Genomic DNA, 20,763 nt, shown 5'->3' with positions numbered 1-20,763 from the left:
AGACCAAACTAGTTTTACACTACTCTCAAACCGGTGAATCTTCCCCATATAACAATATGAGATTGGAGACCAAACTAGTTTTACACTACTCTCAAACCCAGTACCAACTGTGGAATTTGAAGAGGTTATTGGAGACCAAACTAGTTTTACACTACTCTCAAACCCCAAATTGCATTTTTACCCAAAATGCTGAATTTAAAGATTTGAGAGATTTTTCAGCTTACGAGGCAGGTGTAATTCTAGTCAGTCAGTTAAAACACGCATAAATCCTTATCTAAAGTATATAATACTTCTAATTCTTGAACAACTGAAATCTCTTCCGCATCACTACCTTCTATACAAAAAACAGGTATTTTTTTACACAAAATTGTCTCAAAAAATAATTCCAATTCACTATTTGTCATAAATTTACGCAGATTGAGCATAACTAATAACTTTGGCCGGATCAAATCCACGACTACTTCAATAAAACTAATCACTTTACCAATATCATCAAATTCATCATCGCAAATCATAAAATTCCCCAACTTTACAATATCCTGTGCAGTTATGAGATTATTATAGGTTACATCAAGGCTTAAACTCCCCTCTAAAGCCATAAACAGTTCTTGAATCTTTTGATTGATTTCAAATAAAAGTCCTACATCTTCCGTCGCAATAGAAGTTAATCGTTGATTTAACTTAGTTAACAACGTTTTATTATTTACATCTAAATCAAAGAAATCACTAATGATATAACAATCTTTCTTGATGTCCAATAATTTATTGGATTCTGATAAGGTCCACTGCGTATCTTCCCCTTTAGTGGCCTTAATAAATTCACATGCAAGTGAGCGAAATAATTTTCGGTTTTCTATAACTAATGTAGTAATAGAATTGGCAGAAAAATCCAGCTCTACGTCTAAAGATAAATAAGTTAGCTTCATAATATCAATAACCTATCTGTTGAATTTACAACTTCCGTAGTCACTTCACCAACGAGTGTTTCCATTTTAGAAAACTGTTTTTCCGTTATAACAAGCATTTGTACTAAACCTTCAGGCGGTTTTTGCCATCGCACATAAGTCATAACTTTGTTAGCTTCAGTTTGGTTTAAAACTAATTTTGCATAAATCGACTCTTGCATCATATAAAAGCCGGTGGAGAGCAGAAACTTCCGAAATGTTCTGTATGCCTTTCTATCTGCTGACGTTGCCACCGGCAAATCAAACATAACTAGTACTCTCATATATCTATAGCTCATACTCCACTAACCTTATTAAATTAACATCATTTTCATTCAATGCATCAAATATACTCTTACAATATATTTTTATCGCAGCACTTAAGTATTGGCGATTTCCATCAATTTTAACTTGTTTATTTAATAAGTCAATTAATTCTAATCGCTCTTTACGTGTGAAATTGCTATGTTTTAATCCCACAACATATTTATCTACAATCCCCCTGAGCGGTTCTATTACATCACAGCTTAAATTGAACGGGTTATATTGATTACAATGATTTATACCAAATTGAGTCAAATATCCCATGGCTACGATTTCCCGATTAATAGCAGATAACAAAATAGTATAGCCATAATCCAAGGCCGCATTAATATTAGAGGCATCATCTCGCGTAAAAAGCTTGCCAAATAGGCTGTTAAAATATACTTTTGCCGCATGACCTTCTCTGTGAGATTCATCATTAAACATCATATCGGACACATACGATTCTATGAGACTATATTCTTCTTTTTTTAACCTCTTTAGTAGTTTAGCCTGATTATTTATTTTTTCACGTACCAATACAGTCCAAACAGCTTGCTTTGTTCTTTCATCCCAAGCAATTTGATCTCGACAGCATTTACTTGTATTGTGACTACCATATAAAGCGACTAGTTCACTGGCCGGATTAAATTTCTCATCACAAAATACCACTTTCACTTTAGCCTTAGTCAATTGGTTGAGCAAGGCGGCGGTCAAACTGACCGCCGTTGAAGCTATTATCAATACTTGCATTTCACTTACATAGACTCGCTCACAACCAACATCTTTACGAATTACCATGTAATTCATTTTAAAATCTAATTTCGCACGACTATCTACTACAACAATGCGCCACCCCATATATTAACTCCTTACTTGCTCAATAATGGCTAAATAATTCGTATTTCTTTTTCTTGCAGACCTGTTACAGATTGAGTTATAATTGTAAATTCACTTAAACCGGTTATATTCATTCCTAATGTACTTCTTGAAGCCGATACACCAATAGGTTTAAGTGCATAGGTCGTTTTTTGTTGAGTCAACAAGTTTAAGATTTCCATCAGCATTTTGCACTGTTCTATTAATGTCATCGCAATAAATGCTGTAATTGTAGTCTCTTTTTCTAACTCATTCTCTCTATTAGTTTTTAATCCAACAAATGCAGGCTGTTTCATTTTTTCTGTTAACGCTTTATAAATAATCATATTAAACTCAGGACTCACCTGATCAGGTTGAGGCTTATAATTTCCGTTCTCTGCCACTCTGGCAATATATTTTTCAACAGCTTTTATTTTTTTTGCAATATTGTCTGGCAGTACTAAAGATATAGCTGAATCAATATATAAACTATTATTGGTTTTGCCACCTAAATAATACATAACACCATTAATTCGAACCAAAGAATTCATACATAGCTTTTTATAAACCAACTCTACCCTATCAAACTTTTGCTTATTCATAATTTCTTCGCCATAAGCAACATAATCTTCCTTAGAGTTTAACGTACCTGCTTTTAATACAGGAATAGAAATAATGTGAGTTTCAAATTCTTCAGAGTTCTTCTTATAGAAACGGAAAATACTGTAGTAAGCAATTTTTATACTTGTAAACCCACCGTATTTTTTAACATCACTTAAAATTGCATCACTTGATTTTAACGGCACATAGCTTTCGGATTTAGTTACACTTGCTTTATAAATAGTAGCATCATATAGAGCTCCTGTTTGTTCAACTAGCATCCTAGTTACTTGTACATCATTATTGCGCATCATTTTTTTAACCAAATTATTATCGGTTTTAGGATTCCAAATCTCTTTATTGCCTACTTGCAATAGATAATCAAACATATGGTTCAAACTATATGGACGTTTTTTATCAGATCTTGCATTTTTAATAAAGTTACGAGGATTATTTGTAAACTTTTCATGGTAAACATTACCTACCACAATGTTTAGGTAAGCATCTTTTGCATGATGATGAGCATTTAAACTGCGTAATTTAACAAATTCTCTTTCTTGGCGAAAATCTGATACATTTTCAGCTTTAACATAGCAGATGGTTGTATCCGGATATAAACGTTTCAACAAATTAGTAACCGCTTTAACCGATTGATTAGTTTCTACTAATTGGCGATTAACAAAATCTGCCAATTCATCAGCTGTCAACGGAGTCGTGCGAACCAGTCTTTCATATTTTCGTTCGCTGATTAAACCTTGTTCTAATAATTGCTTCCATAGGCTAATACATCTATCTTGTGTATCTTTTTCAATCGGGTAGATATCTTTCTTTTCACGATTAAGCTCTGCTTTAACTAATACCAAATTATCCCAACTATTATCCTTAGTTACACTACGAGGATAAATATGATCAATATCGTATTTAGACGTAAACAAGTCACCGATACTTGTTATTTTTTCGCCCGAATACATACAGCGACCTTGTTGAGTGTAGTACAAAAATAACTTTTTAGAATTAAAGTCGCCTGCATCACGCTGTTTAATTTCTTCTGTCCAATTACGTCCTTCATCCTTAATTGTTTTATATAATTGTAATAAGCGTTCTTTTCTTGAATCAGTTTTTTTCTTTTCTGCTCGATTTGTTCGGGCAACTTCCACAAATACTTTTTTAGGTACACTACCGCGTAATTTTGTAATTTCATCTAAAATGCGTAATGTCTGCCAAACAGAACGCTTTACTGCCGGTGAAATGTATAAATCATCAACTAGCTTATAGTCTACTATATCTGTTGGCTCCGTACGTTCTTTGTTAAACTCTTCTATCGCAGCTAAATATGTATTATGCGAACTTAAAACTTCCATCAAATTCAATGGTTGTTGTTCCATGCATTCCAAAATACTGCACTCAGGATTATCACCCGCTACGCCTTTAATACCTTTTAAAAGCGTGGCTGATAAACGACCCCAGTCACGATACTGAAGTTTTAGAATCTGCTTTTTCTGAGTATCACTTAAATCATCACCAAATTCTATTTCTAAGGTACTTAATAATACTTTTTTAGCTTCACCAAATAAAGTCACATACCGAATAATCCGTTCCGCCATTGTTTCATCAAAACCATCACCTAGTATGCGAACCATATCGCGATACGATTTTAAATCGCTCTTAATATCTACATCTAAGCCTGTAAGGGCACCTTTTCCATCTGTTCCACCCAAATGTTTCAAAAATTCCCTAATACGCTTTTCAGTCATTTTTCTGTGTTCTTTTTCAAAACAATCTTTTATAAATGATTGCTTCGTTTCATAAGACAATGGTTTACCGTCATAGCGTAAATTATTAAGCTCATTAAGCAAAGAAAATTTCGAATACGCCAAGGAGTATTTAGGCAAAACATCTTCACCGATTAAATAGGTACATTTATTAGTTAAATTCTCAATAAAAGCGGTAGCCGAAGCACTAATATCTACTTTATCTTCAAAGTTCCAAGGGTATACTTTCCCCGGGGCCTTTCGAACAACCCAAGCGAACCCATTGTCTCTATCCTTATGTGCAGGATTTAAAGGTCCTACAAAGTAAGGAATACGGAATGTCAATAATTTTAATATTTTTTGTGCTATTGTAAAGCCCGAGCCATCAGCTTTGTTCAAAAATGGATATTTTTCACTTGATACATTCAAAATCTGTTCTAATTCTTCTTCATGAATCTGATACGGAATAACCCCATTTTCACGAACACGTAACAAAGGCAAAAAGCTGTCTAACTCCATTAATTGTACAATTTCTGCTTTATTTTCATTATCCGAAATATCTTTTATTGTTTGTTTTAAAAATTTATAGAACTCATCACGGGAACAACGTTTATTGAATTCACTTTTACCTATATAGGTAATGTAGTTGTTTAAGTTCTTCTCATCATCACGTAAAACCCGGTTATATAAAGCCTTATTACTTTTTAGTAAGTCTTTTAAACTTTCTAAGTGTTCATGATGTTTTTCAAATGTTTCAACTTTTGCTTCAGATAAGTACTTTCCATCCGGCTTAATATTTGATAACAACAATGTATCATATAAAGTCTTACAACCATCTAAAGCAAATAGACTCTCCCCTAAATAAGGTTCATATTTATCTCGTTCTTCCCAATATTCTTTTCCTGAAAATTCTACCGTTCTAATTTCTGAATCTAATTCTTTATATTCAGGTTCATTAAATAAATCGTCTAAATTAGCTTTTAGCCCCAATACTAAGCTCGCAAATGCTTTAGCCTGTTTTCTATATAGTTTATCTGTTGCCAATTCACTAATTTGTTTGGCAATATCACTACGTGTAATCCCTTTATTGGTTAATAGTTTTACTAATGCTGTATCATCAATATGTTGTTTTAGACCGCTAAATTCATTACAAGCTAATACTCGTTGTAATATATCAGTAAGACCACCTGTGGTTTTAAATGTTTCACCTTCATGTAAGAAATTACCACGATATTTTATGATATGATGAATTGCTAAAAATAATAAACGAACATCTTTAGCGGGTGCTTTCATTAAAGCTACTCTCAGATGATAAATTGTTGGATAGTCTATATGATAATCTTCATCGGTAAACTCTTTATCATTAAATAAAAAATATGGGCCTGAAACGGTTTTATGCTCTTGTCGGTACTGACTTTCGTGTAAGCGTTGATAAAAGGCTTTATCAACTTTTGAGATTTCTTCAGCAAACAAGTCTTCCAAAATCATCAACCGATCATTACGTCGATTCAATCGACGACGCCCTGCACGATGAACCCGACGTTCCTCTGCCGTTTTTCCTTCTTCAAATAAACGACTCCCCCACATTCGATGATTTTTTGCGCGTAATATCTCATACTTTTCATTGGTAACTGCCCATCCCACTGAATTTGTTCCAATATCTAAACCTACAAAATAATCCCCTGTTTTTTTGTTTTGAAACCTCATAATACTCCTCCTAAAATTTTTACACTATTTAAAATTACATATTACCAGTCACTCTATTCAATTTTTAATTTTATAATTGACAAATTTTATTTTTACACTTATTATAAAGATGTACTAGTTGAGACCAAACTAGTTTTACACTACGAGTTCAAATAAAGATTTATCGAAGGGTTTTGCCTTATTCGGCAAAACCCTTTTATCTATGCCATTTTTGGGGGCTTGTCTAAAATTTTAATTTACCTAAAAGTTGTGCAATAGGTGAGTAACAAAGAATAATCTATCCCCGACCTAAGCCTAACTTTAGCTTCTTTTACATTTAAAATAAATCCGGATTAAATAATAAAAAGAGACGCATATCAAATTATGCGTCTCTTTTTATTATTCTTTATTTTCTTCTAAAGTCTTAAACCGAATATATTCTGATTTAGTCATATGCTTAGCATCAGCCAACGAACCGAGCAAGTCCCATTCTTTATCGGACATCTTGATAGACCTGATTTTTTTTACCTCATCTTTTGGCAGAGCCGGTTTGCCGGCCCCGGCGCGTCTCCCGCCCCATGTATTTTTTACTTTTTTTTCGTCCATGATTTGCTAAATTCCCTATCCTTAAATAACGCGGCCAATCCAGTAATTTGCTTTAGTCTTATTACCTCGTCGGCGTCCATTCCTAGATGTTTGCCAATCCAATCATTAGACAACCCCATCTTCACGAGTTCCGCGACTATGTTACTCATCAAATCTACGTTATGCGACCCCCTAGCGCGATTATGCCGAATAGTGCTCGCCATTCTACCGCTAATAGGCTTATCAATTACCGACACAGGTAACCTACCGCCTTCACGCTCTCTTATATTTTTATATTTTAACATAATTGAATAGCGATGAAAACCATCTACAATTTCGTACATGTCGGCGTCCTTATCGTAATAGCACACGATAGGCATAGTATACCCATCTTCTTTTATACTATCATATAGGAGTTTCATTTCGGCAGGAGCTACAGAATTAGGGTTATATTCATTAGCTCTAATTTTCTCAATAGGCACTGCGATTATGTTATAAACCGGACTTTTCATATTATAGCCCCCTGTATTTTTCTACTAAATATTTACCTCGTTCGCTCATATCTTTTGTGACACTAAAAGATAACCCTTTACACGTATAATCGTTTTTTATGATACACAAAGCCATGCGCCGCCATGTTAGTACATCATCCTCAGTATCGATGTTAGGCGACGCATCAATGACTTTTTTAAATTTTATAAATTTCCGTTTATAATGGTTCGCTAAATCTTCCGGCAACGTTTCTAGTAAAAATTTAGTAAAAGACTCCCAAGAGTGCCCCTCGGGAAGAGTATACTTGGTACTCATTATTTTATTACCGGAATAGATATTTCCGAAATTAGCGCCGCTAACTCTATTAGCGACTTTCGCCCAGGTATTAGGCTCAATAACTCGGAATAGATTAAGTCCTGCTTTAGCTTCATTCCCGAACGGCTCATCTACCCGCATTTTATGAATACTCGCGCCGGCTTGATAAAATAAATCGTATAACTTATTATATTCTTTTCTGAACTTACCATTATACGTCCAAATGTCCTCTACCGTCCAGTCATAAATAGGGCTGAAGCTATAGGCTTTATTTATTTGAGTTGACCACTGAAGCCCTTTATATGTACTTTTATTATCGTTTATAGCTCTGTATCGATTGAGACTCTCTTCGGCTCTCAAGCCTAACAATATAGCAGCACTACCGGTTTTCGCTAGCCACTCATTTAATAACGGAGTGAACTTTTCAAAGGACATCCCGGGCTTGTAAAACTCGAATTTATGATTTGATAAATTTATTACCCATTCATTTTTTGGCATTTCTCGAACCCATATATCCTCTTTTCCCTCTTCCCACCAAGTCCAGGTAGGGGAGAAGTAAGATAGGGCATTTGGGCTCTCCATCGGGAGACAAATCCAAAGAGGGTCCAAAACATCGCGATTATTAGAGAACATTTTTTCTACGTACTCTATAGTTACCTTATAAAAGGCCTCCAAATCTATAAATATAGCGGTAAATCGTTTCCCGCTTTTTCTCGCCTCATCGACAGCCATATTTAATACAACTCCGCTGTCCTTACCCCCTGAAAAACTTACGGCAATAGTCTCAAATTCATCAAATATATACTCGATTCGCTTTTTGGCAGCGTCATATACATTTATATTAGAGTATCTTTTCAAAAGTCTCGCCTTCTTCTATTTTTTTTAATAATTAAATCATGAAGTCTAATCTTCTTGTTTACACTTTCTTCAATGAGCGAATAAACGCCTAAATTAGAAGTAAAATAAGTATATTCTATATCGCGGGTCTGGCCTATGCGCTGTATCCGCATCATAGCTTGGTCAATTTTCCCGTAATCAAAAGTCAAACTTGCAAAAGCGAGCCTATTACAAAATTGTAAATTTAGGCCGTAAGCCCCGACACCATATGTCATAAGAAGCGGCTTATTGTCGTTTTTAAATTTTTCTAAAATCTCATCCCTATTTACAGTTTCCCCTGTAATAACATAACAATCAATTAATTTTGAAATATTACGAACCTCAGACAAAAGAGTACAAAATACTATTATTTGGCCGGATAACTTTTGAGCGATACTCTTATGTCGCTCAAAATCATCAAAGCAGCTAAGAGCCAAATTAGTAAACATACTAACGTCAGACGCTCCACTAGCTAAGGCTTTAAGTAGTATTTGTTTTTGCGAAGTATATCGGTCCTTTGCGTCGGATGAAGCAGTAATTTCTACCGAAATACGTGAAATATCTTTGTCAAAGATTAAATCACATTCAAATATATACGGAGCGATTAGCTTATGAAGATAACCTATATTAACATCTGACAATTTATAAAAATCTCGGGCTTTTTCTCCTTTTCGTTTGTACTGAATATGGTCAAAAAAAGTGTTTAAAAATTCATGACGGGACATATTTATAATTTTAGGTGATAGAAACATCATTTGATTATAGAGATCCCATTCATTTTTTGTAATGGGTGTCCCATTTAACAATAATCGATACTCGCTGCGTTTAGATATTTCAATCGCCCTCATATGTCTTTTACTGTTTTCGTTTTTAATAAAAACCGACTCATCCGCTACCGTAAATACTTTTTTACCTTTTATATCTTCGAGTAACTCGAAATAAACGCGATCACTACTGGAAAGAGTTTCATACCCCACGATGATATATTTTTTACATAATTGCCATTTATGTATTTCTTGCTCCAGATTACTTTTTGTAGAATAAGGACATAAAAATATAGCTAATTCGCAATCAGTAGAATTTATTAAATCCACCGCAACTCTAGTCTTTCCGGAACCCTGCTTCATGAATAAGGCTCCGACCTTTAGACGCTTGAACTTATCAAACGCCTTTTGCTGATTATCAGATTTCATCACGTACCAACTCCTCAATTTCTCTTACTTCTGCTTCTATCTTAGACGGTTTAGTAACTTTTAAATAACTTGTTTCTTCGTCCATTGGATTTAGTGAAGAATTATCAAAAGCATCTAACATCTCTTCGGCGCCTAATTTATCTACAAGATTGCCCTTTTTATATAATTGAAATTCCCAGTCATCGGTAAAAGAGAAAGAAGAACGATACCCCTTATGCCCCTCCTCTCTGACTAATTTTGAAGGATGGTAAAATGTTAGGCCTTTCCATTTAGACTTATTCGGCATTTTTATAATTGTAGCTTTTGCAGTTTCCCCTATTATGTTTTGTGTATTGAATTTAATTTTATGCCACATTGTGGACCTCCTTATATTTTTTAACTAAATTACTAGCAAGTTTGTACTGTAAATCTCTGTAATATTCCATATCTTTTGCATTTCGGATATGCCCTTGAACTTTAATAACTTTGTGATTCTTATAATCTTCGATACTATATGCGTCCTTCGAATAGTCCAACCCGTATTTTTTGGTAATTTTATTGTTCAATCCATATACAACAAAATTTTTTATTTTCCGACATCCTGTGATTTCTTGCAATGCGTAAATTAATAACATTGTTTCTACTGCGCGCATTAAGGCAGTTACCTTAGAGCCGTGATAACTTTTAATTTCACTAGCCGTTTTTGAGCTTTTATCGTATCCGTCCATTTCGCAGAGAATACCTTTAAAGTCAAGGACTACATTACGCTCGCCAGATACGGGAACTAGTAACTCCATATCATGTCCGATTTGGTGTGTGTATCCTTTTACTATATCGCGGGCGCCCTTTGCTCCCATTTCTTTAATTTCTTCTACCGTAAACTTATTTAGTACCGATTTTCTGATTTTCATTATTCCTGCCTCCGTTTTGATATTGGTATATACTCATTTCTTAATTAGAGTATATACCAATATCAAAACGAAGTCAAGCTAAAATTTAAAAATTTTTAACCAAAATAAAAAAAGGGGGCTGTATCTGAAATGTGAGTTAAAACTCAATTTCGATACAGCCCCCTTTTCTAAATCTCACCGGATGCACGCATAACGGAGCGCACGGGCCGAGATAACAGGATCACGCATCCTTTCTCATCGTGTAAACGTGTACACGGCGCCAGCTAGTAGGATATATTGGAGCCATTTAATTTTACGGTCGCGGCTCTGCACCCCGCGCTCGTATGCGTTCAATGATTCCTCTGCTTTCTTCAATGATTCGAGCGTCGCGCTGGAGGATTTCGTCAATCGTTCCACTTCCGCCCGTGATGCGGTCAAGGACTGCACTAATTGCGTCCGCTCGCTCTCCAATAGCGCGAGCTCGGTCTTGGCTGTCGTCAAGTCCTGATTTAATGTTGTTAGCTGCGTCTGTAATGTCTTGTTGTCCTCGGCGAGCGTCGTCAAGTTCGCGTCTAACGCGTTCAGCTCCGCCTCCGTTATCACGTACGCCGCTGAGCAGGTAGTATACGCCGCCGAAAATAGCAAGGACAGCAGTAATGATAATAGCAATTTTCGCATATTTATTTAACCCTCCCCACATCATCATAGGTCATCCCACCGGGCGGCGTATCCGCGCACGTCAACGTGCACAAAATCCTGATAATAATATCGGCCGATGCCATCAGCGCCGCACTGCTCGGCCACATTGGCCAACTCGTCGACGCTCATATCCTCGACCCAAATATCGCAGGCAAGGCCTTGCGTGTGGTAAGAGTTAGTGACACCCCCGACCTCGGCGTTATGTTCCGGGCACCGGTAACAGCTGGTTACGTGTACAGGTCTGCCGACGGCCGACCGGATACGCTCCAACAAATCGATTAATTTAACATCAATAATATGGTCCAGGCAGTTATGCCGGCCACATTGACACATGAGCTCGAGCTCGTTAAAATGCTCGCTAACTTGATACATATTACCCTCCTAACTACGGCTCACGACCGCTTTACCGCCGATAAAACCAATAAGCCCGCTACTGATATTAGTAGCAAGCTCATTATAGCCGAACCATACGGCCATCACGTCTACGATGCCTAAAATGGCGATAACAATTAATTCGTTGCGTCCCTCGTTCATTTCTTAATCACCTCCGATATGACCTTAATTACGCGATCCAATAACATAATATTATTTGGGTTGATTTCCCGGAGCTTTTCTACAATGCTCGATAGTTCGCAAAAAATTGGACTGTGCATAATTGTAAGAGTGGCCAATATATCCACCCGGAGGCCGAAATACTCATAATCGGAGATGTACATCAGAGGCAATGATAAAAGCAGGAACCACAGGTACTGCTTAATGAATTTAGCAAACAGCGCCTCCCGTAGTCCCTTACTCGCTAAGTAGCGCCGTTGTTTACCCTTGTGCTCCACGGCACCCCAGCCTCTCCACACGAGGGCCGTAAGAATGTTAATAACCGTACCGGGCTTACCTACGGCCGCGTTGTAGTTACTGGCCTCGATTAAAAGCCGGAGACAAGTATCAATCATAACAAGCAAAATAATAGCCACAATGGCATTACTTAAGTCCTCGAGGATGCCCGGAGTGATAGTCCGGGTCAAACTCTCCGAGGCGCTATTTAGTAACCGGTCAAGGATTGGAGGTGGTGGCGTTGTTATCAGTTCCAGCATCGGCCGCGTCCTCCTTCTTCTCTGCGGCCTCTACCGCTTTGAACACATCACAAGTACATTTCCCCTGTTTGTCTAGTTTACTTGCACAGTAGGGGCATCGTTTGGTAATCTTGAAAAATGACATAGTTATTATACCTCCTTAGTTAGCTCTTGCAACTGTTCCACGTAGGCCGCGTCGAGATCCGTCGCATCCTGCTGGATTGCTGCGGCCGCCGCATTGTTACCATTGAGTAAGGCCGTTAAGTACTGCCCTTGTAACTCATCCCGGGCGGCCTGATATTCCGCATCTAAGGTGGCACGCGCCGCCGCTGCCAATTCCTCCGGCGTTGGCTCGATAGGTGCCGCCTCGACGATTTGACCGTCTTTGATAACGTGCTTAACTTGGGTATTGGTAAATACTGCCTGCTCTTGCTCCTTGCAAACGTGGGTATCATGGCCCTCATACTCCTTTTTTGCTTTAGCGACTAAACCGTCCATAGTTTTGGCGTGTTGGTCTAGTAAGTATGTCGCGATACGCTCCTGCTCGCCGTTACGATTTGGAGCACTTAACACGTTGAGATAAGTATTATCCATCGTATCAATTCCTTTCTGTTTCTAAATTTCGGAGGTAAAAATGAGACTACCAAACGGCTACGGCCAAGTCTGTAAACTAGCCGGTAACCGCCGGCGCCCCTATATGACGCGCAAAACAATAAACTATACCGATACAGGTCGCGCCCTGTATCACGTCGTCGGGTATTATGCGACGCGAGCGGATGCGCTGACCGCCCTCGCCGTCTACGATGGCGCTTATGGCCGCATCAATTAACGACTTGACCTGGGCCTCGGTAAGTTGCGACCGGCTGAGGGATTCTATAGAATTTGACAGTTCTGTATCTTTATTTTTCAAATTCTCAATATCCGTTAAGCTATTTCAAAGCTAGACAGACTGTCAATATTGGTCGTAATAATGACATTGCCCTCGGTAAGATATCCTTGGGCTATGAAACTAGCTTACCAAAAGCTATATAATAGCAAACCGGGGCAACACTATTAGATGTGCGGAATGTACAACTATTAGCCGTTTTATAATCTTATAAAACGTTGACAGTTAAGCTGAATTTATTATCGCTTGCATCGATAACGCCAACCGGAATAATGGTGTAATCGGTATTATTAAAAGCTATTGCAAAGTTTGTCGTGGCTGCATTATCGGAAGGCCGTCCGGTTGTTCCACCTTGGCTACTAACGGCCAATGGTAAGCCAATCAAAGTTATGAGCCATTAATTGACCAGCTCCACTATAAGTATTTAATTTAAAACTAGCTAAATTAGTTTTTATAGCAGTTAAAAATGTGTAATAACCTTGACCGGCTGCCGTGCCAGTGGCTAACACTTTATATTCTTTTGTATATTGGATAGGTAAAAGGATATTACTATCAGCATTGCCGCCGTTGCTTCCACCTTGGATAATGAGCCCGCCAAAAAGTACCCCGAAGCATATATACCATGCGTTCGGATTGGTAAAGGACCACGTCACACCTAAAGTTGTAAATGTTTTATCGCGGATAGCAATAAGTACCGCCTCCGCGAAATCGGAAATCTGAGACGCCTTGAAATTCTTGTACGCGACAAGAGCCTCGCTTATTTTGGTGTCTACTGTTTTAAGAGTGTCCGTAATTTTACGAGCTACATACGATCTTACCCACTTCACACGTGCGCCTAACTTACTAATCGCACTATCAGTAGTATCGGAATCCCGATCCGGCGTGCTATCCGTCGTAAATAACACGGAGTGCGCGTCGGTATTGTTATTGTGCGCTGTTAAGTCCCTGAGTTTAAGTAGGCCGTCTGGATCAAGTACAGCCGTAGTGTTGCCGGCGTCATCTACGCCGATAAAAATAGAAAAGTCTACCGAGATGACTGTCGCCCCGCCTTTAGCAGGTAAAAAGTCATAACTAGGGTCAGTCATAACCAAGTATAAAATCTCCCCCAGGTCCGGGTCTTTTGCAAACAGCCCAACCTCGCGCATATTAAAACCGGTAGTCACATTGGCATTAGTAAGGGTCGTACTCACCTCGGTAACGCCCGTCTCTACCGGCTCAATGCTTGTGACGCCTACGTTAAGTCGCGGCTCTGCGAGGTCTGTTGCGGACTCATAACTATCTAGTTGACCCGATCCAAATTTAAACTTTGTAAATTCCATTTTGATGCGCCCGGCGCGCACCTTGGCGTCGAGGTTTCGGCCTCGCTCCGTAATTACGCTATTGCGCCAATCTGCCATCGATTTTAACCTCCTTAAATATACGTACTGTCGTACTTGCCTTAATAGATGCACGCCCGGAGCTGTCGCCTATCGTACGAGGCGTTACCTGTATACGCTTATGCACATAAGTAGCGGTACTAAGTCGCGCCGCCACCTTAGGCCGGCGTACAAAGGTAATCCCGTCCAAGTGCGACCGCGTATTTTTTGCGACGTAAATCGCTCGGACTGTGGCATCGATTGTCTTACTCGATACAAGTGGGTCCTTAATACCGCCCACTTTGAAAAAGTACGGCTTGCCGCCGTATTCCCAGTATTCCTGTACCATTGCCCCGTCGATGAGTGTATCGACGACCTGTTGCACGGCGGCCGGTGTGCCCTTGATGCGGTGCCATGCGATAGACGTACGCACGAGCTCACGTTTGCGCGGTAGGGGTGTATTAGCGTCGTAAAAATCGACTTTAAACTGTTTGGCCAATAAGTCGATGACCTCTTCCGGTAACTCGTCAATACGTGCCAAAATTAGCACCGTCCGCGATAACTGAGTGACGGCCGTAAGTTCCGCGTCTATCGCTTTGGCCGCGTTTGAAATAATCGGATCACTAGCAAGGTTGGGCGGCAAGATGTCGAGTAAGTGCGTTTCTTGCAGCTTAAGCATCCTCTAACCCTCCTAGTATCAAATTAACCTCTTGCTCACCGGCGACTTGACTCGCGAGTAATTGAGTAAAGGCCGGCTCGGTAATTTCTACCCGTTTTACGCCGGCTTGTATGATGCGGTGTATAAGCTCGGACGGGTTAATGTCTCGCCCAAGCGCGCCGCGTTGCCATGCCACATAATCTTCTAGGGCTTTAGCCACATCTGCCTGTATAGCGGTCGCTCGTGATGCGTTGGCCGCGTCAATATAAAAAGCCCCGCGCACGTTGTAAGGTACAACGGTCGGAGCTTTTACAAATACCCGGTCGGTAAGTGGCCGGATGCGCTTATCATTACATACGGCATTAACCGCGTCGAGGATTTCCTGACTTGCGGGTTTGCCGGTTTTGAGGAGGACATATATAAATACTTTGCCCTCATTACCTGGCGGGCTATCCACCGACACATCGCCGATACTAGCGTGCGCCGATTTGGCGTGATAGATATACGCATCATCCGGACCGGCTACGCTAAACTGCCCCGGCGCATCCTCAATGCGTTCGCGGTAGTCATCGTCCGCCTCGGTATCGGCGCCGCCGTTTGTCGTGGTCGTGTTGGCCACGGTAGGCAAGTACGGCAGCGGATCCACTAACCGGCTTAGCTCGCCCGGTAAATATCCGTTTCCGAGCTCTCCGGCTTGCTGGCACGCTACCACAACGTCGGCAGTTAACTGCCCCGGCGCTATCTGCGCCACCTCAGTAGTTGCGAACATGAGCGCCCCGTCCGGTGTTACCCTCGTACCTTTTGGGATAATAACGGCGCTAGTCTGTGGCGCTGATAACGTAAAACGTACAGTCGTAACCGCCGCCGACGCTGGCAGGCGCTCCGTGCCGACTAGCATACCGAGAATATCCAAAAACACACCCTCGGCAAACGCTAGCATGTTTTGCCGTGTTAAATAATCAATTAAATTGCGCTGCTCGCCTATGATGCTAGCGAGCGAGCATAAAAAAAGCCTTACCGGGTCCGCTAATGCTAGCGTCCGACCGGTTAAGGCCTCATAAACTGTTATAATATGCTGTTTAATAGAGTCGGTGTCCGTCTCTATAAATTTGATGTTATTAAGATCCAATTATAGCCACCTCCAATACTGGGCGCAGGATACCGTCTGCCGTGTCGCCCTCTGACTGATTGACATAGGATATCCGCACCACCTTACACCGTGGCTCGTATTTGGCAATTTGTTGGAGGATTGATGCGGACATTTTGGCCTGTGCTACCGGTATCGGTAAGTCGATAAGTTCGCCGTCGAGCCCAAATCCGCGCTCAAGGGGTACGCTATACCGTACTGTCGTAAGTATGGTATAAACATTTTGCAGTACCTCCTCCAGCACGCTAGCCGGCGCTAGATTGACCGTTTTCGGTGTTGTTGTTATTAGCCACGTTTGCACCGCTCACACCTCCCATCGGTAAGTCAGGCGCCTTTTTAATCGTAATACTAAGCGTGGATATTAATATATTCCCCGTCCGGTCGGTATTACTTACCTCGTCGCCTACCTCTGTAATTACCCAAGGCGCCCCACCTAACGGGGTGCCGTTAATAATAAAATATTCGCGCCGGCCCTCCTCGGCCATTTGTCGGATTTTGTCGCTTTCCTCTGCCGGGTTAACCCCTAGCATGGCGTTAAAATGTATAACAAATGAGATTTCCTCCGTGTCCGGTCCTAAGTATTCGAGCACCGGTGCAGAGCCGATAACCTCGTGCGACGCGTATTTATATGACGTTTTCCGGCTGTATCCGTCGTAAGTTAAAACCTTACTACTCGACACCTCAAATACTAAATCGCCATACGTGCCTAGAGCGGAGGTCGGTAAGTACCGGCCGAGCCCTAAGGCGTTGGCTACTTGCTGCGCCTGTACATACATCGAGTGCCCGAGCTCCGTCTTTTTAAAATTATCTAAAAATGCCACGTACTCACCTCCTACTTATTAGGCGGAGCCGTTGAGCCGCCGCCCGGAATAATACCGCCGTGCGTGTGATTTACTAGGCTCACGCCGTTAACTACTACATCGCCGGCGCCGCCGTTAATTGTCACAGTTGGCGCGTTGATTGTCACGCTGCCCGTGGCGTTAACTGTGATATTGCCGTTATCGTTGATAACGCTCGAACCGTCCGCAAACTTGACCGCTCGCACGCCTTGCCCGTTTGCCGGTGGCGTATCCTTGCTATTGTACATAGTGCCTAAGATATACCCCTCTGTGAGGTTGTTATCGTTGGCACTAAATAAGCACACCACCTGCTCGCCTACGTAAGGCAGCCAATACACCTTAGTATCTTGACTACCGGTAGTAATAATATGCAAGTCCGCACTAACTAAGTCGTCACGGTCCGGAAATGTAACACGAGCCGTCATGTCCGCCGGGTTAACACTCGACACAATCCCGACGCGCGCTAAATTGCGTAGTACCTTCTTAATATCCATTTAAGCACCTCCGGAGTTCTACGGATGTCGTATATCCGCCGCCGACCTTATGCGCCGCCTTAGTGATAATGTACTTCCCGTCAAACTTTCTAAATCCTTCAACGGTTACCGTAAGCCCTGCCGACAGCCTAATATCACCGGTTAAAGTCATTGCGCCCGTGACTTCGTCCTTGTTCTTTTCCCGTAACTTATTACGGGCGAGCCGTTCCGCCTCTGCGATACTCTCGACTTGTTGGTTAACCTGTAGCACCTTGCCCGTACTCTTATTTGGATCCGTATAGGTGTACTCGATTACAGCTTTAGTCTTGGTATCGGTGTGCTTAACGTGGCACGCCTTGTATATCTCACGTGTGGAGCTTTTAAAATCCCACGATGTGAGAGTTATTACCGGGTCTACCGTTGTCGCCGGCGTCGTCGCTTGCGGATTCCGCAATACCGCCACGGGCTCGGCCTGCTCGTATTTGTACTCCTCAAATATAACGACTTGATTATCGGTAACCTTAAGAGCAAGCCCGGCGTCCTTACAGCATTTTTGTAAAAACGCCAGGTCGGACTCGTCGGACTGCTCTATCCGGTCGTATTTAATTTCCGCCGTGGTGTCGTAGTATAACGTACACCCGGCGGCCGTGGCCAGCTCATTAGCTACCGCTTTTAGTGTGGTCTTTTCCCAACTCCGGGACTTTTCCACTCCTCGGAGGGCTGATGCCTCCGGCACGCTAACCGCGCCTATGCTTACCGTGTGCGGTGGATATTTTAGAGTTACCTCATCAATTTCAAACTCTCCGCAGTCTAGCCGCATCAGGTCTCCGTCAAATCGCCAATGCTCTAGCACAATGGCCGCCCGGAGCTTGGCTCCTTTGTCCGGTAGCCAGTCCCCTAGCCACAACTCCGCCACGTCGTGCAGGTCTACCGAGATGTCGTCAACCTCGCCGCTCATGGCGTCATTAAATGCAAAGCCCGTAAAAAACGGCGCAATATCTTGCGAGATATTAACGCCGTCGTACGTGAGCTCTATATAAGATTTAGGCGCTCTCATGTCTTACGCCTCCACGGAGGGGCGTAGGTCACTGCATCGCGTGGTACGTCCGGTATAGTCAAGACTGTACCGGCGCTAAACCTCGACACGCCTACGTGTTGCCGGTTAGCCTGCATGAGTAGATAAGTGTATGCTTCGCTACCCATTTGGCGCAAGGCGATCATGTCCCAAACGTCGCCGGCCACCGTTATATACCTATTAGGCATAACTTCTCCGCCCCCTCCTTGCTTCTAATTCTTGTAATTTCCGCTCCAGCTCATCGAGCACATCGCGCGCGGCTCGCTCGATTTGAGCAACTGTCGAGGCGTCCGCGTTGCCTTGTACGGTAATAGTAATCGGCGCGGACAAGGATACGCTACCGCCACCAGTGCCTACATCCATTCCCAATAATTGGGCGGTCTTAGTCACGAGCCCCCGACTGCGGGCGCTATTGTTAATCGGGATATAGGCCTCCGGCGATTCCTCGGCAAACCACGCCAAATGCGCGCCCTTGCCTACGATGTCGCCCTCGGCGTGTCCCGGTAAGTTGACACCGGCAGGCGGTCCGCCCATCTGGTTTTGTACCCAGTTGACGGTAGCACTGATAGGGTTCGCGAGAAAATCCTTAAACCCTTGCCACTTATTCTGCGCCCAGCTTACAAAGTCCGCTATTTTGGCCTCTGCATCAGATATAAAACCGGTTACCGCACCGGACACAGTATCCCATCCGGCCACAAGCTGATTCCATAGCCACGTCGCCTCGTTAGCTATCCAGTCCCAGGCCGCCACCGCTGCCGCGGCTACGTCATCCCAGTAAATAATTAAGACAGCTATCAGGGCAATAATAGCAATAATCGCCAGTGCCGCCGGATTGGCCGCCATAGCGCCATTAAAGAGCCATTGTGCCGCTGTCATTGCCTTAGTCGCCGCTACACCGGCCCACCGTGCCACGGTTGCCGCTCGTTCGGAGTTTTGCAAGGCCACTATCGCCGCCCGCGTTAACTCAATACCGGCTGATACAACCCTAAAGCCTTTATAGGCGAGTACTAAGCCTGCCACAGCTGCGGCCATGCTGAGTATGCCCTGAACTACTGCCGGGTGTTCCTGCGCTAATCGAGTTACCCACATTACCTGATTAGCGAGCCACTGAGTGCCCGCCGCAATGCTCGGAATTAAAGCGTCGCCGATAGTCACGGCCATAACACTAACCGCCGCCCTTGCCTGATTAAGCGCAAAGGTCGTTGTCTGCATTTTGGCCTGGAATTCCTTGTCGACACTGCCCGCTCTGCCCTCCTCATTAAGTCGGGCAAAGTTTGCCCGGAGCTTGTCAGTACCGGCCGCCAGTTTGGCGATATTGTCCTGATACTCAGCCCCGAACATATTAGTTAAAATCTCAGCCTTTGCCGCTCCGTCGAGCTGATTAATCTGATCTAATAGTTTTAAAGTCGTACCTTTGGAGTCCTTGATAAAGTCCTCTTGTAACTGTTTGGCGTCCAAGCCCGTTTGGGCAAGCGCCGCCTGGAAAGATTTACCCTGAACCGGAGCCGTGGCGAGTTTAGTCATGAATGCATTTAGCCCGGTAGATGCTACCTCGGCAGTGTCGCCTAACTCGAGCATCGTTGTACCCATGGCCGCTATTTCGCCATTTGAAAAGCTCGTTTGCGCGGCCGTACCGGAGATACGTTGCATAACATTAATAATCTCGCCGCCTTTTGCGGTTGTTTGGTCGTCGAGATAGTTGATAGTATCGGCTAACTCTCTAATCTGTGCCCGACCCTCCGTGGTGTCGATTTTGATACCGCGGATATTCGCAATTTTGGCCATTTGTTCGGCCACGATTTCGCCGTCCGTCTCAAATGCTTCGCCCATTTTTACGGAGAGCGTGGTAAACTCTCGCAGTCCCTCGGCGCCTTGTACACCCATTCGTGCGGATGCCTCCATGGCTCCGGCTACCTTATCCGGTACGATGCCGAGCTCCGTCGACATGGATTTTACGGCGTCGCTCATTTGGTAGTACGTTTCGGTGTATTGTAGATTTTCATCGCGTGCACCGTCTACCTGTTTAGCCACGCCGGCCATGGCTTGCTCATAATTAATAGCCTCATGAGCCGCCAAGGCTAAGGGCGCCGCC

At 42.4% G+C, this 20,763-nt stretch carries 25 protein-coding genes; 1 reads left to right on the top strand and 24 read right to left on the bottom strand.

The features are described 5' to 3' along the window. Positions 1–251 precede the first annotated feature (251 nt). The 15 genes from csn2 to QZL64_RS06375 all read right to left on the bottom strand — a co-directional run bounded on the left by csn2 (position 252) and on the right by QZL64_RS06375 (position 12,811). Positions 252–926 carry a type II-A CRISPR-associated protein Csn2 gene (csn2, locus tag QZL64_RS06445; RefSeq protein WP_021841195.1) on the bottom strand — a complete coding sequence of 225 codons (675 nt, stop codon included), beginning with the start codon at positions 924–926 and terminating at the stop codon, positions 252–254. Further along, positions 923–1,228 (bottom strand): CRISPR-associated endonuclease Cas2, encoded by a 306-nt coding sequence (gene cas2, locus QZL64_RS06440; RefSeq protein WP_021841194.1) that lies wholly within the window; start codon positions 1,226–1,228, stop codon positions 923–925. Before cas2 ends, csn2 begins: the two co-directional genes overlap by 4 nt. A gap of 4 nt (positions 1,229–1,232) precedes the next feature. Continuing rightward, a complete protein-coding gene (gene cas1 / locus QZL64_RS06435; protein WP_021841193.1) occupies positions 1,233–2,108 on the bottom strand; it encodes a type II CRISPR-associated endonuclease Cas1 in 876 nt (291 codons plus the stop codon). A gap of 29 nt (positions 2,109–2,137) precedes the next feature. Continuing rightward, positions 2,138–6,163, bottom strand: coding sequence for a type II CRISPR RNA-guided endonuclease Cas9 (gene cas9 / locus QZL64_RS06430; RefSeq protein WP_021841192.1), 4,026 nt, complete (start codon positions 6,161–6,163; stop codon positions 2,138–2,140). Between the two features lie 378 nt (positions 6,164–6,541). After that, a complete protein-coding gene (locus QZL64_RS06425) occupies positions 6,542–6,748 on the bottom strand; it encodes a hypothetical protein (protein WP_021841191.1) in 207 nt (68 codons plus the stop codon). Further along, positions 6,730–7,239: an IbrB-like domain-containing protein gene (locus QZL64_RS06420; RefSeq protein ID WP_021841190.1), complete on the bottom strand. Its 510-nt coding sequence runs from the start codon at positions 7,237–7,239 to the stop codon at positions 6,730–6,732. Before QZL64_RS06420 ends, QZL64_RS06425 begins: the two co-directional genes overlap by 19 nt. A gap of 1 nt (position 7,240) precedes the next feature. Continuing rightward, on the bottom strand, positions 7,241–8,392 hold the full coding sequence (locus tag QZL64_RS06415; RefSeq protein ID WP_021841189.1) for a DUF3440 domain-containing protein: 1,152 nt from the start codon (positions 8,390–8,392) through the stop codon (positions 7,241–7,243). After that, on the bottom strand, positions 8,389–9,603 hold the full coding sequence (locus QZL64_RS06410) for a helicase-related protein (RefSeq protein WP_021841188.1): 1,215 nt from the start codon (positions 9,601–9,603) through the stop codon (positions 8,389–8,391). The genes QZL64_RS06415 and QZL64_RS06410 overlap by 4 nt, the downstream gene beginning before the upstream one ends. Continuing rightward, on the bottom strand, positions 9,593–9,958 hold the full coding sequence (locus QZL64_RS06405) for a hypothetical protein (RefSeq protein WP_021841187.1): 366 nt from the start codon (positions 9,956–9,958) through the stop codon (positions 9,593–9,595). Before QZL64_RS06405 ends, QZL64_RS06410 begins: the two co-directional genes overlap by 11 nt. Beyond that, entirely contained in the window at positions 9,948–10,493 is a 546-nt protein-coding gene (locus tag QZL64_RS06400; RefSeq protein WP_021841186.1) for a hypothetical protein, read from the bottom strand. Before QZL64_RS06400 ends, QZL64_RS06405 begins: the two co-directional genes overlap by 11 nt. Before the next feature lie 292 nt (positions 10,494–10,785). Further along, entirely contained in the window at positions 10,786–11,178 is a 393-nt protein-coding gene (locus QZL64_RS06395) for a hypothetical protein (protein ID WP_021841185.1), read from the bottom strand. Further along, on the bottom strand, positions 11,175–11,543 hold the full coding sequence (locus QZL64_RS06390) for a YcbK family protein (RefSeq protein ID WP_021841184.1): 369 nt from the start codon (positions 11,541–11,543) through the stop codon (positions 11,175–11,177). Before QZL64_RS06390 ends, QZL64_RS06395 begins: the two co-directional genes overlap by 4 nt. Before the next feature lie 9 nt (positions 11,544–11,552). Then, positions 11,553–11,705 (bottom strand): hypothetical protein, encoded by a 153-nt coding sequence (locus QZL64_RS06385; protein ID WP_021841183.1) that lies wholly within the window; start codon positions 11,703–11,705, stop codon positions 11,553–11,555. Continuing rightward, the gene (locus QZL64_RS06380) at positions 11,702–12,259 is read right to left on the bottom strand and encodes a hypothetical protein (protein WP_021841182.1); all 558 of its coding nucleotides are present in this window, start codon (positions 12,257–12,259) and stop codon (positions 11,702–11,704) included. Before QZL64_RS06380 ends, QZL64_RS06385 begins: the two co-directional genes overlap by 4 nt. Before the next feature lie 129 nt (positions 12,260–12,388). Further along, positions 12,389–12,811: a hypothetical protein gene (locus tag QZL64_RS06375; protein ID WP_295272221.1), complete on the bottom strand. Its 423-nt coding sequence runs from the start codon at positions 12,809–12,811 to the stop codon at positions 12,389–12,391. A 61-nt stretch (positions 12,812–12,872) separates the two neighbouring features. Here QZL64_RS06375 and QZL64_RS06370 point away from each other — a divergent pair, with 61 nt between their 5' ends. Continuing rightward, positions 12,873–13,067 (top strand): hypothetical protein, encoded by a 195-nt coding sequence (locus QZL64_RS06370; RefSeq protein WP_021841179.1) that lies wholly within the window; start codon positions 12,873–12,875, stop codon positions 13,065–13,067. Between the two features lie 265 nt (positions 13,068–13,332). On the opposite strand, the gene QZL64_RS06365 is transcribed toward QZL64_RS06370, so the two are convergent. From QZL64_RS06365 to QZL64_RS06325, 9 genes are all read right to left on the bottom strand, one after another. After that, positions 13,333–13,509, bottom strand: coding sequence for a hypothetical protein (locus QZL64_RS06365; protein WP_295272223.1), 177 nt, complete (start codon positions 13,507–13,509; stop codon positions 13,333–13,335). Then, positions 13,484–14,521: a phage tail-collar fiber domain-containing protein gene (locus QZL64_RS06360; RefSeq protein ID WP_021841178.1), complete on the bottom strand. Its 1,038-nt coding sequence runs from the start codon at positions 14,519–14,521 to the stop codon at positions 13,484–13,486. Before QZL64_RS06360 ends, QZL64_RS06365 begins: the two co-directional genes overlap by 26 nt. Beyond that, positions 14,502–15,158, bottom strand: coding sequence for a phage tail protein I (locus tag QZL64_RS06355; RefSeq protein ID WP_021841177.1), 657 nt, complete (start codon positions 15,156–15,158; stop codon positions 14,502–14,504). Before QZL64_RS06355 ends, QZL64_RS06360 begins: the two co-directional genes overlap by 20 nt. Then, positions 15,151–16,077: a baseplate assembly protein gene (locus QZL64_RS06350; protein WP_296309396.1), complete on the bottom strand. Its 927-nt coding sequence runs from the start codon at positions 16,075–16,077 to the stop codon at positions 15,151–15,153. The genes QZL64_RS06355 and QZL64_RS06350 overlap by 8 nt, the downstream gene beginning before the upstream one ends. 452 nt (positions 16,078–16,529) lie before the next feature. Next, positions 16,530–17,105 carry a phage tail protein gene (locus tag QZL64_RS06345; protein WP_021841174.1) on the bottom strand — a complete coding sequence of 192 codons (576 nt, stop codon included), beginning with the start codon at positions 17,103–17,105 and terminating at the stop codon, positions 16,530–16,532. A gap of 11 nt (positions 17,106–17,116) precedes the next feature. Then, complete coding sequence (locus tag QZL64_RS06340) at positions 17,117–17,617, bottom strand: phage baseplate assembly protein V (protein WP_021841173.1); 501 nt, start codon at positions 17,615–17,617, stop codon at positions 17,117–17,119. Further along, positions 17,607–18,653, bottom strand: coding sequence for a phage late control D family protein (locus QZL64_RS06335; RefSeq protein ID WP_021841172.1), 1,047 nt, complete (start codon positions 18,651–18,653; stop codon positions 17,607–17,609). The genes QZL64_RS06340 and QZL64_RS06335 overlap by 11 nt, the downstream gene beginning before the upstream one ends. Continuing rightward, positions 18,650–18,859, bottom strand: a complete 210-nt coding sequence (locus tag QZL64_RS06330) for a hypothetical protein (protein ID WP_021841171.1) — start codon at positions 18,857–18,859, stop codon at positions 18,650–18,652. Before QZL64_RS06330 ends, QZL64_RS06335 begins: the two co-directional genes overlap by 4 nt. Beyond that, a partial coding sequence (locus tag QZL64_RS06325; RefSeq protein ID WP_296309388.1) for a phage tail tape measure protein occupies positions 18,852–20,763 on the bottom strand: 1,912 nt, incomplete at its 5' end. The genes QZL64_RS06330 and QZL64_RS06325, both read right to left, overlap by 8 nt.

This window comes from Veillonella sp. CAG:933, from assembly GCF_000431435.1.
In the GTDB taxonomy this organism is placed as follows: Bacteria; Bacillota; Negativicutes; order Veillonellales; family Veillonellaceae; genus Veillonella_A.
This window is presented reverse-complemented; position numbering and strand designations above follow the sequence as displayed.

Coding starts and splice junctions, on each gene's coding strand:
- QZL64_RS06355 (WP_021841177.1), bottom strand. CDS start 15,158: ATGCTTAAGCTGCAAGAAACGCACTTACTCGACATCTTGCCGCCCAAC.
- cas1 (WP_021841193.1), bottom strand. CDS start 2,108: ATGGGGTGGCGCATTGTTGTAGTAGATAGTCGTGCGAAATTAGATTTT.
- QZL64_RS06405 (WP_021841187.1), bottom strand. CDS start 9,958: ATGTGGCATAAAATTAAATTCAATACACAAAACATAATAGGGGAAACT.
- QZL64_RS06335 (WP_021841172.1), bottom strand. CDS start 18,653: ATGAGAGCGCCTAAATCTTATATAGAGCTCACGTACGACGGCGTTAAT.
- QZL64_RS06400 (WP_021841186.1), bottom strand. CDS start 10,493: ATGAAAATCAGAAAATCGGTACTAAATAAGTTTACGGTAGAAGAAATT.
- QZL64_RS06390 (WP_021841184.1), bottom strand. CDS start 11,543: ATGTATCAAGTTAGCGAGCATTTTAACGAGCTCGAGCTCATGTGTCAA.
- csn2 (WP_021841195.1), bottom strand. CDS start 926: ATGAAGCTAACTTATTTATCTTTAGACGTAGAGCTGGATTTTTCTGCC.
- QZL64_RS06425 (WP_021841191.1), bottom strand. CDS start 6,748: ATGGACGAAAAAAAAGTAAAAAATACATGGGGCGGGAGACGCGCCGGG.
- QZL64_RS06340 (WP_021841173.1), bottom strand. CDS start 17,617: ATGGATATTAAGAAGGTACTACGCAATTTAGCGCGCGTCGGGATTGTG.
- QZL64_RS06360 (WP_021841178.1), bottom strand. CDS start 14,521: ATGGCAGATTGGCGCAATAGCGTAATTACGGAGCGAGGCCGAAACCTC.
- QZL64_RS06410 (WP_021841188.1), bottom strand. CDS start 9,603: ATGAAATCTGATAATCAGCAAAAGGCGTTTGATAAGTTCAAGCGTCTA.
- QZL64_RS06385 (WP_021841183.1), bottom strand. CDS start 11,705: ATGAACGAGGGACGCAACGAATTAATTGTTATCGCCATTTTAGGCATC.
- QZL64_RS06350 (WP_296309396.1), bottom strand. CDS start 16,077: ATGCTAGCGTTTGCCGAGGGTGTGTTTTTGGATATTCTCGGTATGCTA.
- cas9 (WP_021841192.1), bottom strand. CDS start 6,163: ATGAGGTTTCAAAACAAAAAAACAGGGGATTATTTTGTAGGTTTAGAT.
- QZL64_RS06420 (WP_021841190.1), bottom strand. CDS start 7,239: ATGAAAAGTCCGGTTTATAACATAATCGCAGTGCCTATTGAGAAAATT.
- QZL64_RS06330 (WP_021841171.1), bottom strand. CDS start 18,859: ATGCCTAATAGGTATATAACGGTGGCCGGCGACGTTTGGGACATGATC.
- QZL64_RS06395 (WP_021841185.1), bottom strand. CDS start 11,178: ATGATGATGTGGGGAGGGTTAAATAAATATGCGAAAATTGCTATTATC.
- cas2 (WP_021841194.1), bottom strand. CDS start 1,228: ATGAGAGTACTAGTTATGTTTGATTTGCCGGTGGCAACGTCAGCAGAT.
- QZL64_RS06380 (WP_021841182.1), bottom strand. CDS start 12,259: ATGCTGGAACTGATAACAACGCCACCACCTCCAATCCTTGACCGGTTA.
- QZL64_RS06370 (WP_021841179.1), top strand. CDS start 12,873: ATGAGACTACCAAACGGCTACGGCCAAGTCTGTAAACTAGCCGGTAAC.